General features: G+C 73.9%; 5 protein-coding genes. All 5 read right to left on the reverse strand.

The window, feature by feature from the left end; genetic code table 11:
• Positions 1–52: 52 nt before the first annotated feature.
• Genes ACTWLT_RS11215 through ACTWLT_RS11235 form a run of 5 tightly spaced genes read right to left on the reverse strand, consistent with a single transcriptional unit; the run spans position 53 to position 15,318 of the window.
• Positions 53–5,563: a non-ribosomal peptide synthetase gene (locus ACTWLT_RS11215; protein ID WP_445318290.1), complete on the reverse strand. Its 5,511-nt coding sequence runs from the start codon at positions 5,561–5,563 to the stop codon at positions 53–55.
• Complete coding sequence (locus ACTWLT_RS11220) at positions 5,560–8,673, reverse strand: non-ribosomal peptide synthetase (RefSeq protein WP_445318291.1); 3,114 nt, start codon at positions 8,671–8,673, stop codon at positions 5,560–5,562. Before ACTWLT_RS11220 ends, ACTWLT_RS11215 begins: the two co-directional genes overlap by 4 nt.
• Positions 8,670–8,858 (reverse strand): MbtH family protein, encoded by a 189-nt coding sequence (locus ACTWLT_RS11225; protein ID WP_445318292.1) that lies wholly within the window; start codon positions 8,856–8,858, stop codon positions 8,670–8,672. The genes ACTWLT_RS11220 and ACTWLT_RS11225 overlap by 4 nt, the downstream gene beginning before the upstream one ends.
• Positions 8,858–9,811, reverse strand: coding sequence for a TauD/TfdA family dioxygenase (locus ACTWLT_RS11230; protein ID WP_445318293.1), 954 nt, complete (start codon positions 9,809–9,811; stop codon positions 8,858–8,860). The genes ACTWLT_RS11225 and ACTWLT_RS11230 overlap by 1 nt, the downstream gene beginning before the upstream one ends.
• 23 nt (positions 9,812–9,834) lie before the next feature.
• Positions 9,835–15,318: a type I polyketide synthase gene (locus ACTWLT_RS11235; protein WP_445318294.1), complete on the reverse strand. Its 5,484-nt coding sequence runs from the start codon at positions 15,316–15,318 to the stop codon at positions 9,835–9,837.
• Positions 15,319–15,320 lie beyond the last annotated feature (2 nt).

The raw sequence follows: 15,320 nt of genomic DNA on the forward strand, positions 1-15,320 counted from the left end.
CTGTGGGACGGCCGCCGCGGCGCCCGCGAGACACCGCGGCGACCCACCAAGCTCACACCCCCACGGGCACCCGCTCCTCCTCGCGCTGCGCGGCGCGGGCGGCCAACCGCCGTTCCCGCTCCTGCGCGCCGATCAGGTCGTCGGGCAGCGAGTCGGGCACCTCCAGGTCGAAGCGGCGCAGCAGCCGGATCGCGAAGCCGCCCAGGGTAATGAGGATCAGCGCCGCACCGAAGCAGACGTACGCGAAGCCGATGCCCCGACCCGGCCCGGTGCCGATCACCGCGCCCACCGACCCGGCAAGCCCCCCACCGGGAGCGAGCAGCGGCTCGAACAGCGCGGTGGCCCCCGGCGCGAGCAGCGCGAAGCCGATCGGCAGCGTCGACCAGGAGATGGTCTGGTTGAGGCTGAACACCCGGCCGTGGAAGCGCTGCGGCACCTTGACCTGGACGATCGTGGCGTAGATGGACTGCGCGGTGGTCATCGACATGGCCAGCCAGAAGGCCCCGACGCAGATCATCGCGACCGACGCGTCCAGGCCGACCAGGACACAGCCGACCGCCGTGCCGAGGTTGCCGATCAGCACGCCGATCATGCGGCGGTGCCGGGGGCCGCCCCACAGCGCCATGAGTACGCCACCGGCGACCGCCCCGACCGCCTCGGCGAGAGCGACCTGGGCGACCTGCGTGGCGCTGCCGAAGGACAGCACCAGCGGGGTGGTGAGCACCAGCGCGGGGGCCAGGAAGATGTTGCCCAGCGCGAAGTACCCCAGCATCAACCGGAAGCCGCGGTGCCGCCACGAGTAGCGCAGGCCGTTGGCGATCGCCACCAGCAGCCGTTCCTTGGGCCGCCAGCCGAGCAGGTCGGGGAAGCGGACCAGCGACAGGGTCACCACGGCGACCAGGTAGCTGACCACGTCGAGCAACAGGATGCCCTTGAGGTCGATGGCGGCGAGCAGGCCTGCGGCGAAGACCGGCATCAGCAGCATGGCGAAACCGTTGGAGAGCTGCGTGATGCCCATCGCGTGCCCCAGGTAGCGCTTGGGCACGAGCTGCGGCACGGCCGACTGGAACGCGATGCGCTGGAACGACCCGGCGACCTGGCTCAGCGCCACCAGGGCGTAGATGTGCCAGAGGGACAGGTTGTCGGTCCACAGCAGCGCGGCGAGGATCAGCTGGATCGAGCCGGCGCTGCAACTGGCGATCATCATGATCTTGCGTCGGCTGACGCGGTCGGTGATCGCGCCGGCGACCGGCAGCATCAGCACCCCGCAGACCAGCGCCAGGGCCCAGAGCAGGCCCAGGTTGGCGACCGAGCCGGTGCGGGTGAACAGCCAGATCGGCAGGGCGAACGCGGTCAGCGCCGAGCCGGTGGTGGAGACCAACTGCCCGGCGGTGACCGCCACGAAGCGGGCCATGCTCGGGCGGACCACCGGTTGCTCCGGGCCGACGACGGCGTCCACGCCGCGGGTGTCGGCCACCGCCCACCCGGCTTCCTCGCCGCGTGCCTGCGGGGTCAGCGTCCCGACGTCGCCGGCGCGGAGCGCCGGGTGCACGCGGGTGACGATCTCGGCCAGCTCCTGCGCCCGGTACTTGAGGAAGAAGTGCCCGGCCTGGTCGAGGACGACCAGCGCCAGCCGGTCGCTGAGGAACTGCCACTCGGCGTACCGCTCGGTGTGGTAGTCGGTGACCGGGTCCTCCGAGCCGACCACGGAGATGATCGGAGCGCGCAGCTTCACCGCGCGCCGGTCGAGCAGGTCGGTGAAGTACTCCTCCGAGGCCCGGGAGTCGGCGCGCATGTTGCTGATGATCCGGTCGGCCTGCTCCGGGTCGAGTTCGTCGGTGTCGACGCCCATCGACTTGAGCCAGCTCGCGTAGTGCCGGTTGCTGCGCAGCTTCTCCAGGCGGGTACGGACCGTCGCGAACAGCCCCTTCGGACGGGCGAACGGGAACATCGCGCCGATGTAGAGCGCCGTCAGATCCCGGCCGGCGGCCTCCACCTTCCGGGCCACCTCGGCGACGATCGCGCTGCCGACCCCGCAGTGCCCGTACAGGGCGAGCGGACCCTCGACGCGTTCCAGGATCTCCTCGGCGACCCGGGTGGTCAGCTCGTCGAAGGGCAGCGCGTCCTCGGTGAGCCCCACGTCGTGCCCCGGGATCGCGAGGGACCAGAGCGCGTGTCCGGCCGGCAACGCGTCCGCGAGAGGCTGGTAGACGATCGCGCTACCGCCGCCGTACGGCACGCAGACGTACGTGATGACCCGCTGTGCCGCCGGGATCGGCTTGGTCAGCTCGTAGAGCAACCGACGCGGCCCGTCGGCCTCGCCGCCGCCGGACATGAACGTGGCCAGGTCGCGGATGGTCCGCTGCTGGAACAGGTCCATGACGCCGACCGGCCGCCCGCCGTGCTCGGCCTTGCGGATCCGCGCCACGACCTGGGTGGCGAGCATCGAGTGCCCACCCAGGTCGAAGAAGTCGTCGTCGATGCCGAGGGTGTCCACCCCGAGCACGTCGGACCAGATGCCGGCGAGCAGCCGCTCGGTGTCGTCGCGCGGTTCGACCAGAGCCACGGACGCGGCGCGGGTGACGACCGGCGCGGGCAGCGCCCTGCGGTCCAGCTTGCCGTTCGGGGTCAGCGGAAGCGCGTCCAGGGTCACGAACGCGGCCGGCACCATGTACTCGGGCAGGGTCTCCTTCAACGCCGCCTTGACCGCGTCGTGGTCGGCCGAGCCCACCAGGTATCCGGTGAGCCGCTTGTCGCCGGGGGTGTCCTCGCGGACCAGGACCACCGCCTCGGTCACCCCGGGCTGGGCGCGCAGCGCACTCTCGATCTCGCCCAGCTCGATGCGCAGCCCCCGCAGCTTGACCTGGTGGTCGATGCGCCCGAGGAACTCCAGCACCCCACCGGCCGGGTCGCCGGGTGCCACGCGCCAGCGGGCCAGGTCGCCGGTGCGGTAGAGCCGGGCGCCCGGCTCGGCGGCGAACGGGTCCGGCACGAACCGCTCGGCGGTCAGCGCCGGCCGGCGGTGGTAGCCCCGGGCCAGCCCGACCCCGCCGATGTGCAGCTCACCGGCGACGCCGACCGGGCACGGGTTGCCCCGGGGGTCCAGCACGTGCAGCCGCAGGTTGCTGATCGGTGCACCGATCGGCACGCTGGTCAGCTCGCCCAGCAGCGCCGGGTCACACTCCCACGCGCTGACGTCGATGGCCGCCTCGGTCGGGCCGTACAGGTTGTGCAGACCGCAGGCGGGCAGCCGGGCCGTGAAGTCCCGGGCCGCGGCGAGCGGCAGCTCCTCGCCCGAGCAGATCACCCGGCGCAGGGCGGTGACCGCCTCGACGCCGTCCTCGGCGAGGAAGACGGTGAGCATCGACGGTACGAAGTGGGCGGTGGTGACCCGCTCGGAGATCAGCAGGTCGCGAAGGTAGCCGGCGTCCTTGTGGCCGCCCGGCTCGGCCAGCACCAGCCGGGCGCCCTCGCGCAGCGGCCAGAAGAACTCCCACACCGACACGTCGAAGCTGGCCGGGGTCTTCTGCAACACCGCGTCGTCGGCGCCGAGCCGGTAGGTGCGCTGCATCCAGTCCAGGCGGTTGACGATGCCCCGGTGGGTGTTCGGCACACCCTTGGGACGCCCGGTGGAGCCGGAGGTGTAGATGACGTACGCGAGGTTGGTCGGGCCGGCCGTCGGCGTCGGGTCGGTCGTCGGCTGACCGGCCCAGACCGCCTCGTCGTCGAGGGCGAGCACGGTGGCGTCGGTCGCCGGCAGCACGTCCCGCAGGTGCTCCTGCACGAGCACCACCGGTGCGGCGGCGTCGGTCACCATGAACGCCAGCCGGTCCGCCGGGTACTCCGGGTCCAGCGGCAGGTAGGCGCCGCCGGCCTTGAGCACGCCGAGCAGGCCGGCGACCAGCTCGACGGAACGTTCCGCGCAGACCCCGACCAGGGTCTCGGGGCCCACTCCGGAGGCCCGCAGCCGGTGTGCGACCCGGTTCGCCGCCGCGTTCAGCTCGGCGTACGTCGTCGACCGGCCGGCGAAGCGCAGCGCGACCGCGTCCGGCGTACGGGCGGCCCGCTCCTCGATCGGTGCGTGCAGGATCTGCTGCCGGGGGAAGTCACCGTCGGTGTCGTTCCAGCCGGCGAGCAGCTCCCGCTCGGCGGGGGCCAGCAGGTCCAGCGCGGAGACCGGCTGGTCCGGGGCGGCCACCACGGCGCGCAGCAGGGTGGTCAGCCGGTGCGCCATCCGCTCGACGGTGGCCCGGGTGAACAGGTCGGTGTTGAAGACCAGCTTGCCCCAGAGCCCGTCACCGGTCTCGACGGCGTGCAGCTCGAAGTCGAAGCGGGTGGCACGCAGCTCCATCGGATGCCACTCGAAGCCGACCCCGGCGTCCTCGGCGACCCCGTCGAACCGGCCCATCTCGTAGTTCTGCAACACGAACATCGCCTGGAACACCGGTGAGCGGCTGACGTCGCGGGGCAACCCCAGCTCGTGCACCACCCGGGCGAAGGGCACCTCGGCGTGCTCCAACCCGTCCAGCACCGCACGCCGGGTCCGCTCCAGCAGCTCACCGAAGGTCGGGTCACCGGCCAGCTCGGCGCGCATCGGCAGCATGTTGACGAACATGCCGACCACGTTCTCCAGCTCCGGTGCCGACCGGCCGGCGACCGACGCGCCGACCGCGAAGTCGTCCTGCCCGGCGTGCCGGGCCAGGAACACCTGGTACGCGGCGAGCAGCGTCATGAACAGCGTGCCGCCGTAGGAGCGGGTCAGGGCCAGCAGCCCCTCGGTGGCGGCCCGGTCCACGGTGAACTCGACGAAGTCACCCCGGTAGGTCTGGGTGGCCGGGCGCGGCAGGTCCAGGGGCAGCTCCAGCGGGGTGATCCCGGCCAGTCGCTCCTTCCACCAGTCCAGGTGGCGGCGGGCGACCGGGCCGGCCAGCTCCCGCGCCTCCCAGACGGCGAAGTCGCCGTACTGCACCGGCAGGGCGGGCAGCTCACCGTCGCGGTAGCGGGTGATCAGGTCGCGCAGCAGCACGTCCACCGACCAGCCGTCACCGACGATGTGGTGCTGACCGAGGAAGAGCACGTGCTCGGTCGGCGCCAGCCGGATCAGCAGGGCACGCAGCAGCGGCCCGCCGGCCAGGTCGAACGGCTCCGCCGCGGCCCGGTCGACCAGCGCCTGCGCGGCGGCCTCGTCGGCGGCGTCGACCACGGTCAACGGCACCTCGACCGCGTCGTCGAGCACCACCGTCGGCCGCCCGTCGGAGTCGGCCGGGAACCGGGTGCGCAGCGACTCGTGCCGCCGGGTCAGATCGGCCAGCGCGCGGCGCAGCGCCGCGACATCGAGCGGGCCACGCACCCGCAGCGGCACCGCGATGTGGTACGCCGCCTCGCCCGGAGCGAGCTGGTCCATGAACCAGACCCGCTCCTGGGCGTACGACAGCGGCACCTGCGCGTCCGGCGGGCGCGGGGTGATCCGGGAGGCGGGTGTGCCGCCCGACCGGCGGCGCAGCCGTTGGGCGATCAGCGCCTGTCGGGCGGCGTCGCGGGCCGCGTCCTTCACGTCGGTCATGAGGGGATGTCCTTCTCCGCCGCGAGCAAGGCGGCGACCTCGGTTTCGGAGAGTTCGTCGAGTTCGGCGGCGATCCGCTGTTCGATCTGCGCGGCCAGGTCGGCCACCACCGGGCTGCTGAACAGCGCCCGCATCGGCAGCTCCACGTCCACCTCGGCGCGGATGCGGGCCATCGCGCGCATGCCGCGCAGCGAGTTGCCGCCGAGGGCGAAGAAGTCGTCGAGCGCGCCGACCTTCTCCAGTTGGAGGATCTCGGCGTAGACCTCGGCGACCAGCGCCTCGGCGTCGGTGCGCGGGGCGAGGAAACCGTCGGAGGCGGCGGCCGGCGCCGGCAACGCGGCGGTGTCCAGCTTGCCGTTCGGGGTCAGCGGAAGCGCGTCCAACCGGACGAACGCGCCCGGCACCAGGTGCGCGGGCAGGTCGAGGGCCAGCTCGGCGGCGAGTGCCGTCTCGTCGACCGTGCCGACCAGGTAGCCGACCAGCATCGGTTCGCCGCTGTCGCTGCGGACCACGACCGCCGCCGCGTCCACGTCCGGACGGGCGCGCAGCACCGACTCGATCTCGCCCAGCTCGATCCGCATCCCCCGGATCTTGACCTGGTCGTCCCGGCGGCCCAGATAGTCCAGCGTGCCGTCGGGCCGCCAACGGGCCAGGTCACCGGTGCGGTACATCCGCTCCCCCGGCGGCCCGTACGGGCAGGGCAGGAAGCGCTCGGCGGTGAGCGCCGGGCGCCGCAGGTAGCCCCGGGCCAGTTGCGCGCCGGCGACGTACAGCTCGCCGACCACGCCCGGCGGCACCGGGTTCAGTGCGGCGTCGAGCAGGTGGACCCGGGTGCTCCAGGTGGGCTGGCCGATCGGCACCGGCCCGGGGTGCACCGGCTGCCCGGGCGGGATCCGGGCCGCGACACAGCCGACGGTCGCCTCGGTCGGGCCGTACTCGTTGATGACCGCCACGTCGGGGTGCGCCGCCCGCCAGCCGGCCAACTGCTCGCCGGCCAGTGCCTCCCCACCGATCACCAGGTCGGTGGTGGGCGACAGCGCGGCGTCGAGCAGCGGCAGGTGGCTGGGGGTGACCTTCAGGAAGGTCGGCGGTCCGCCGGCCCGGGCGCCCGGCGTGTCGATGCCGGCGAGCCGGACCGTGCCGCCGGCGGTGAGCGGGCCGAGCAGCCCGGTCACCGTCAGGTCGAACGAGACCGGCGAATGCAGCAGCGCCGTGCCGGCCAGGCCCGGGTAGGTCTCCCGTGCCCAGGCCAGGTAGGCCGCGACCGCGCGGTGCTCGACCACCACGCCCTTCGGCCGGCCGGTGGAGCCGGAGGTGTAGAGCACGTACGCCGGGTGCTCCGGGCGCAGCGGCGCGCGGCGGTCGTCGTCGGTGAGGTCGGTGTCGTCCAGGTCGGCGGCGGTCGTCGGCTCCAGCAGCAGCGCGTCGGCCGGAGCCAGCGCGGCCGTCCGCGCGGTGGTCAGCACCAGCGTCGGCTCCGCGTCGGTCAGCAGGTAGCCGATCCGGTTCTTCGGGTAGCCGGTGTCCACCGGCAGGTACGCCGCGCCGGCCTTGAGCACCGCGAGCATCGCCACCAGCAGCTCCGCCGAGCGGGGCAGCAGCAGCGCGACCCGGGTCTCCGGGCCGGCGCCACGGTCGACCAGCAGCCGGGCCAGCCGGTTGGCCCGGGCGGCCAGTTCGGCGTAGCTCAGCTCCACCCCGTCGCAGATCAGGGCGGTCGCGGCCGGTGTGGCGGCGGCCTGCCGTTCGACCTCGGCGACCACGGTGCTCGGGGCCACCTCGTCGCCGGTGCCGGTCCAGGTGAGCAGCAGGTCGCGTTCGGCGTCGTCGAGCAGTGGCAACGCGGACAGCCGCGTCGCCGGATCGGCGACGGCGGCGGTGAGCAGCCGCAGGTAGCGGGCGACGACCGTCTCGGCGGTGGCCCGGTCGAACAGGTCGGTGCGGTAGACCAGCCGGCTGGTGCCGCCGGTGATGTCGAAGGCCAGGTCGTCCTTGGTGGTGCCCAGCGGCACCGGGTCCAGACCGGAGTCCGGGATGAGGTTCAGCGCGGTCTGGAACACCGGTTGCACCGACGGGTCACGCTGCGGGGCGACCGCCTCGACGATCCGTTGGAACGGGGTCTGCCCGTGCTCCATCGCGTCCACCAGGCCGGTACGCACCCGGCCGAGCAGTTCGGTCACGCTCGGGTCGCCGGTCAGGTCGCACCGCAGCGCGACCGGGTTGACGAACATGCCGATCAACGGGGTCAGCTCGGCGGTGTCCCGGCCGGCGGTGGAGACGCCCACGACCACCTCGGGGTCACCGGAGATCCGGGACAGCAGGGCGGCGAAGGCCGCCAGCAGCACCATGTAGGGCGTGGCGGAGGTGCCCGCCGCGAGCTGCCCGACCCGGTCCAGCAGCCCGTCGGGGAGGTCGAAGCGCACCTCGTCGCCGGCGAAGCCGAGCTGGGCGGGGCGCGGCCGGTCCAGTGGCAGACCGGTCACCGCCGGCGCGCCGGCCAGGTGGTCGCGCCAGAAGGCGAGCTGCCGGTCCAACTCCTCGCCGGCGAGTTGGTCGCGCTGCCAGACGGCGAAGTCGGCGTACTGGATGGGCAGCTCGGGCACGTCCGCGGGCGCGCCGGTCAGCGCGGCCCGGGTGAACGCGGCCACTTCGGCGTTGAAGAGCACCGCGGAGTGGCTGTCGAAGACCGCGTGGTGCACCACGAACTGCAACCGGAGCTGGTCGCCGGAGAAGCGGACCAGCCGTGCCCGCCACAGAGGTGGGGCGTCCAGCGGGATCGGGGTCCGGGCCAGCTCGGCCATCGTCTCGGCGTGACGGCGCACCTGCTCGTCGTCGGGCAGCCCGGTCAGGTCCAGCACGGGCACCTCCAGCGGCTCGGCGGCCCGGACCACCTGCACCAGCGCGCCGTCGACCATCCGCAGGTGGGTGCGGAGCGACTCGTGCCGGGCGACCACCTGACCGAGCACCTCGACGGCCTGGGTCGCGGTGACGCCTGCCGGGAACCGCCACGGCGCGGAGACGTTGTAGACCGGCGAGCCGGGGTCGAGCTGGTTGGCCGTCCACACCCGCTCCTGGGCGAAGGAGGCGGGGAAGGTCCACTCTCTGGTCATGATGTCGCCTCGCGTACCGAGCGGGGACGCATGTCGGTCCAGACCGTGTCGATGTGCTCCAGGCACTCGGCGCGGGTGCCGGCGAACGCGGCGTCGTGCCACCCCGCCGGGAGGTCCCGGTCGGCCGACCAGATCGAGTACTGCTCCTCGTCGTTGCGGACGACCAGGAATCGGGGTTCGGCCATCACTGTGCTCCATCGGTGTCGGGGGTGTGCGGTTCGGCCATCGCGACGGCGATCTTGCGGGGGCCGGTGAACGGCTCGCGGCCGTGCGCGGCGGTCATGTTGTCCACCACCAGCACGTCGTCACGCTGGTAGTCGAAGCGGACGCTGGCGGCCCGGTAGGCGGCGCGCAGGTGGTCCATGACGTCGGCGGGAATCTCGCCGCCGTCTCCGTAGTAGGTGTTCGACGGCAGCCCGTCGGCGCCGAACATGGCCAGCAGCCCCTCCTGGAGGTCCTTGGCCAGGCTGCTCACGTGGAAGAAGGTGGCGTGGTTGAACCAGCGGGGAACGTCCGAGCCGGGGCGGTGGTGTACGGCGTCGCGGACCGCCTGGGTGCGCAGACCGTCGCGGCCCACCCACTCCAGACTGATTCGGTTGTCCGTCGCGTACGCCTCGACCTCGGCCCGGTCGTCGGTGCCGAACACGTGCTGCCAGCTCGCGCCGAAGTCCTCGTGGAAGTTGCGCATCAGCATCCAGCGGCGGCGGACGAACTCCTCCCGTACGGCCGGGTCGATCTCCTGGTAGACCCGGCGGATGTCGGCGAGCGGGGTGGCGCCCAGCGTCTGCGGCGCGGTGATGCAGTAGAAGAACAGCGTCAACGGCCAGCGCGCCTGGTACGAGTTCTCGTTGTGCAGGAAGATCTCCTCGTCCGGCGGGTAGTCGGTCGAGGTGTACACCCGGCCCTTGATGGCGTGCCGCGGTGAGGACCGCTCCGTGTAGGTCAGCGGTTCACCGGACAGCGCCCGGACCACCCGGTCGAAGCCGTCGACTCCGCCCACGTCGAAGCCCCGGAACAGCAGCCCGCCCTGCTCGGCGAGAGTCGCGCGCAGCTCGGCGCGGCGTTCGGTGATCAGCTCGGTCAGCGCCCGGCCGTCGGATTCGACGACGACGGGCAGCGTGGCGATCGTGTCGCTCATTGCTCTCTACTCCTGATTTCTCGTCACGCGCGGGGCAGTCGCGGAATGGCGGGGATCTGCGCCGGGCTGGCCGGCTCGTCGGTGGTGGTGGCGCGCATGTCCTCGATCCGGGCGGCCAGCCCGGCCACGGTGGGGGTCTCGAAGAGGCTGCGCATCGGCAGCTTCACGCCGGTCGCCCTGCGCATCGCCGCGATCAGCTGCACCGCGACCAGGGAGTTGCCGCCCAGGGCGAAGAAGTCGTCGTCCACGCCGACCTCGGCCACCCCGAGCCCGTCCTGCCAGACCCGGGCGATGGTCATCTCCAGCTCGGTGCCCGGTGCGGCGCCGCCGACCCCCGGGCCGGAAGGGGCGGGACCGGAGACCACGTCGTCCCCGGTGAGGTTGTCGGTGGTGACCCGGCCGGCCCGGCGCCGGATGTCGTCGACCGTGCGGGTCGCGATGACCACCTGGGCACCGAGGCCGGCGGTGAGACTGCGGCGGAACGCCTCCGCACCGTCCACCGGCCGGATGTCCTCGGTGGTGGCCGGCGGGGCGGCCTCCACGGTGGACGCCTCGGTGAGGCCACCGGTGACGGCACCCTGGTCGACCCGGCGCAGCACGAACTCGCTGATCGCGACGAGCTCCCGGCCGTCCGGGTCGCGCAGCGACAGGTCGGCGGTGACCACCTCGTCCGTGCCGCCGGCCCGGTGCCGAAGCTCACTGGTGAACCGGGCCGGCAGCGGCCCGCGCACCACGATCCGGCCGTACGACAGCGGCAGGTAGGTGCCACTGCCCTGACCCCGGCCGAACGCGGTCGCCACGTCCAGCAGGGCGGGGTGCAGGCCCCAGGCGGGCAGGTCACCGACGGCCGCGGCGGGCGCCTCGACCACCGCGACTTCGAGGCCGTCGGCCAGGTGGTGCTCGCCCAGCGCGGCCCAGCGCGGGCCGAAGGAGAGCATGCTGGTCCGTCCCCGGCCGAACGACGCGTCGTCGTCCACCCGCCGCCCGGCCGGGGTCACCGGCCGGGCCGGCGGGGCCGGTTCGGCGGTCCAGCCGGCCGCGCCGCGCACATGGGTACGCAACCGGCCGCCGGCGAGGCTCCGCACGGCGAAGTCGGTGCCGCCGTCCTCGGCCGGCGTCAGCTCCACCCGGTACTGGGCGACGGTGCCCTCGGGCACCGCGAACGGCTCCAGGAACACCACGTCACGCAGCTCGACGGCCGCGCCCGGCCCCGGGGCGGGCAGTGCGGCGGCCACCGCGGCCCGCACCGACTCCAGGTGGGCGGTGCCCGGCACCACCGGCACGCCGCCGATCCGGTGCTCGTCGAGCAGCCAGTGGGTGCTGGCGGACACCAGCCCGTGCAGCACCGTCTGCGCCGGCCCGGTGACCTTCGTGGTGAGCACCGGGTGGTCGAGCCCGCTGGTCACCGTGTCGCGGCCGGCGGCCCGGAACCCGGCCGGCGCCGTCGTCTCCACCGCCATGCCCACCTCGGCCCAGCCGCCCCAGTTCTGCGACAGCACCGGGGCACGCCAACCCGCGCCGGAGCGGGCGTGCGCGTCCAGGAACGCGTTGGCCGCGCAGTAGTCGACCTGCCCGAAGCCGCCGACCACCGCCGTGATGGACGAGCAGAGCACCACGAAGTCCAGCGGCAGGTCACCGAAGACCTGGGCGAGGGCGAGCGTGCCGGCGAGCTTCGGGGCGAGCACCCGCTCGGCCTGGGCCCGCTCCTTGACCTCGGCCATCCCGCCGCCCGGCAGGCCGGCCGCGTGCACGATGCCGTCGACGCCGCCGTACGCCGCCGTCGCTGCGTCGCGGACCCGGCGCAGGTCGGTCGGGTCGGTGACGTCGGCGGCGAGCACCAGCACCTCGGCCCCGGCCGCCTCCATCCGCCGGATCGCCGCGATGGCCCGACCGGCCCGGTCGTCGCCGTGCACGGCGAGGTGGTCGTCCCACCGGTCGCGCTCCGGCAGCCCGGACCGGGCCAGCAGCACCAGCTTCGCCCGGGCCCGGGTGGCGAAGTCCTCGGCCAGGGTGATGCCGATGCCGCCGAGACCGCCGGTGATCACGTACCGGCCGCCGTCGCGCAACGCGCCCGGCTCCCCCTCGGCGTCGATCGTCACCTGCTCGACGTCGGCCACCCAGCGGCGGCCGCCACGCAGGGCCACCTCGGGCTCCCGGGGGCGGCGCAGCTCGGCGACCAGCGCCCCGGTGTCGTCGCCGGTCGGGTCCGCGTCGACCAGCCGGACGGTGAGCCCGGGCAGCTCGGCGGGGAGCACCCGGGCCAACCCGGCGAGGGTGGCGTGCTCCGGGCGGCGCAGGTCGTCGCCGCGTACGTCGGCGGTGCCGGCGGTCACCAGATCCAGGGCGAGGTCGCCCTCCTCCCCGGTCAGCCCGGCGCCGGCGAACGACTGCACCAGGTGCAGGGCGCTGAAGAATCCCAGCTCCTGTGCGGCCCAGGTGGCCGCGATGTCGGTGCCGGTGGGCGCGCCGTCCAGGGTGAACGCGTGCACGAGCCGGGTCGGCGGCACGCCGTCGGCGGTGAGCGCGGCGGCCAGCGCGTCGTGGTCGGCGCGTACGCCGGGGCGCAGGCGGTAGCCACCGTCAGCGGCGGCGAAGGAGTCGCCGGGGCGTACCGGCACCGGCTCGGCGCCGGCGGACCGCAGGCCGGCGACCAACGCGTCGCCGCGCGGACCCGCGGTCAGCACCAGGCAACGCCCCAGCGGCCCGGCCGGCGGCAGCGACGCGGCCTGCCGCCAGACCGGCACCGCGAACCACTCGGACAGCGGTCGCGGCCCGGACTCCACCTCGGCGGCGGTGGCCGGCTGCACCGGGTCCGGGTCGATCCAGTACCGGCGGCGTTCGAACGGGTAGGTGGGTAGCGGCACCCGCCGGGCGGTCGGGTCGGCGTCGACGCGCACCGGCAGGCCGGCGCACCACAGCGCGCCGGCGGTGCCGAGCAGGGTGGCCAGGTCTCCGGTGCTCTCCCCGGCGGCGGGCAGGCTGCCCAGCGGGGTGAGCGGGCGCTGCTCCGGCGTACCCTTCGCGACCTGCATCCGGGCCAGGTTGGCCAGTTGCCGCCCGGGGCCGCACTCGACGAGCTGCCACGTGCCCGTGGCGAGCAGGGTGGCCACGCAGTCGCCGAAGCGGACCGGCCGGCGCAGGTGCCCCGCCCAGTACGCCGGATCGGTGGCCTGCTCGGCGGTGATCCAGGTGCCGGTGACGTTCGACAGGAACGGCACCCTCGGCGGATGCAGCGGCACCGTGCCCATCAGCGCCGTGAACTCGGCGAGGATCGGCTCCATCATCGGCGAGTGGAACGCGTGGGAGGTGCGCAGGACCTTCGACTTGCCCTTCAGCGTCGCGGCGAACGCCTCGACGGCCGCCGTCTCGCCGGCCACCACGCAGGTGCCCGGGCCGTTGACCGTGGCCACGGAGAGCCCCTCGGGCAGCAACTCGGCGACGACCGCCTCGTCCAACGCGACGGCGAGCATCGACCCGGCGGGCAGCGACTGCATCAGCCGGCCCCGGGCGGCGACCACCCGCAGCGCGTCCGGCAGGGTCAGCACACCGGCCACGGTGGCCGCGACGTACTCGCCGATGGAGTGGCCGATCATCGCGGCCGGGCGGACTCCGGTGGCCTGCCAGAGCACGGCGAGGGCGTACTCGACGGTGAACAGCGCCGGCTGGGTGTAGCGGGTCTCGGTGAGCTTCTCCCCCGCCGCCGGGTCCCGGCCGAGGATCAGGTCGCGCAGGTCCAGGCCCAGGTGGGGGCGGAGCAGCTCGGCGCACTCGTCGACGGCCGCCGCGAAACGGGGCTGCTCGGCGTAGAGCTGTGCGCCCATCCCGGCGTACTGGGCGCCCTGGCCGGAGAAGAGGAACGCCACTGTCGGGGCGGGACTGGTGGTCAATGGTTGCGGTCCGCGTGGTCCGCGCACCGGGGCGCGCAGGGCCGTGACGGCCGTCGGGATGTCGGTGGCCACCACGGCGCGGCGGTGCGGGTGGGCGCGACGGCCGACGAGCAGGGTGTGCGCGACGTCGGCGAGGTCCGCGGGCCCGGCGTCGGCCGTGCCGTCCAGGTGGGCGGCGAGGCGCTGCACCGCGGCGTCCAGGGCGCTCGGGGTGGCCGCGCTGACCTGGAGCAGGTGCGCCGGCCGCACCCGCCGCTCGGTGCGGTACGCCGCCGGCGCCTCCTCCAGCACCACGTGCGCGTTGGTGCCGCCGATGCCGAACGAGCTGACCCCGGCCCGGCGCGGCCCACCGTCGGCGTCCCACTTGGTGAGGGTGTTCGCCACGTAGAACGGGGTGTCGGCGAACTCCACAGCCGGATTCGGCGTCTCGAAGTTGATCGTCGGCGGGATCAGCCCGTGCTCCATCGCCAGCACCGTCTTGATCACGCTGACGATGCCGGAGGGCTGGCTGAGGTGGCCGATGTTCGACTTCACCGAGCCGATGCCGCACCAGCCCCGATCGTCGGTGTCCCGGGTGTACACGGCGGACAGCGCGGCCACCTCGATCGGGTCGCCCATCGCCGTGCCGGTGCCGTGCGCCTCGACGTAGCTGATGGTGCGCGGGTCGACGTCGGCCATCGCGACGGCCTGGGCGATCGCGGCCACCTGCCCGTCGACGCTCGGCGCGGTGAAACCCACCTTGCCCGCGCCGTCGTTGTTGATGGCGTTGCCGAGCACCACGGCGCGGATGGCGTCCCCGTCGGCGATCGCGTCGGAGAGCCGCTTGAGCAGGGTCACCCCGACGCCGCTGCCCCACACCGTGCCGTTGGCGTCGGCGTCGAACGGGCGGCACCGGCCGTCGGGTGAGGTGAAGCCGTCCATGCCGAGGTAGCCGACGTGCGGCAGCTCGATGTTCACACCACCGGCGAGGGCCATGTCGCACTCGCCGTTGCGCAGCGCCTCGCAGGCCAGGTGGAACGCCACCAGCGAGGTGGAACAGGCGGTGTGCACGGTCATGCTCGGCCCGCGCAGGTCCAGCCGGTACGACACGTTCGTGGCCACGTAGTTCGGCGAGTTGCCGGTGGCGATGGAGACCGCGCCGTGCGGGTTGCCGCCGACCCGCCGGTTGCGCAGCACGTTGCGGTGCAGGTACGTGTTGCCGCCGGTGCCCGCGTACACGCCGACGGCGCCGTCGTAGCGTGCCGGGTCGTAGCCGGCGTCCTCCAGCGCCGTGTGGCAGGACTCCAGGAACAGCCGGTGCTGCGGATCGGTCAGCTCGGCCTCCCGGGCGGTCATCCCGAACAGGGTGGCGTCGAACTCGTCGTAGCCGTCGACCAGCGGGGCGCGGTTGACCCAGCCCGGGTCGTCGACCTCCTCGATCCTCGCGCCCCGGGCCAGCTGTTCCTCCCGGGTCAGCTCGGTGACCGACTCCACCCCGTCGACGAGGTTGCGCCAGAACTCGTGCACGTCGGCCGCGCCGGGCAGGCGCGCGGCCAGGCCGACGATCGCGATCGGTTCGATGCCCTCGTGGGGCAGCTCGGAGGCGTCGTCGGGTAGGTCGACTGTGGTCGGATTGCTCATCA

It is taken from the genome of Micromonospora yongxingensis, assembly GCF_052601155.1.